This window comes from Parendozoicomonas verongulae, assembly GCF_009711465.1.
Taxonomy (GTDB): Bacteria; Pseudomonadota; Gammaproteobacteria; order Pseudomonadales; family Endozoicomonadaceae; genus Sansalvadorimonas; species Sansalvadorimonas verongulae.
On sequence record NZ_SMME01000684.1, the window covers coordinates 3529 to 4015 of the forward strand.

At 55.2% G+C, this 487-nt stretch carries 1 protein-coding gene; it reads left to right on the plus strand.

All coding sequences use genetic code 11. From position 1 onward, the window contains the following. Positions 1-275 (plus strand): hypothetical protein (locus E1189_RS25095; protein WP_230460082.1); only part of this gene is annotated, 275 nt, incomplete at its 5' end. Between the last annotated feature and the right edge of the window lie 212 nt (positions 276-487).

A 487-nucleotide genomic window follows, 5' to 3' on the forward strand; every position in this document is an offset into this window, starting at 1 on the left:
CGATCTTCGACACGGGCAGCCTGCTCAGCTCTCACCGCCTGGGTAGCCGCGCTGCCCGGTGCAGGGGGAAGCGGAATACCACCTGCACCTGTGGCGTCACCTTCGATTCAGTCAACCTGCTTAAATCCCACCGTCGAGGCAGCCGCGACCCCAAATGCAAGGGAAATTGGAACACCACCTGCCTCTGCGGCATCACCTTCGACTCGTTCAATCAGTTTAAATCCCACCGTCGCTTAAGCCGCGACGCCCGGTGCAAGGGGAAGCGGCTCAAATAGAACCGGATCCATAATTTTATCGTGTTTGAAAATTGCCCCGGCCTTACTCATCGACTAGCCTTTCGTGGCCCGGGTTAAATCGGAGGTTATGCTCGTTGCAAAGGCTGGCAAATACCTCATGGCTTTGGTTTATCCTGACCGTTGCTCCCGCTGTTGTTGAAGGGAATACAGACAAACAGGTCAGTAGCTGCACGCTTGTTTTGCCATCAGGT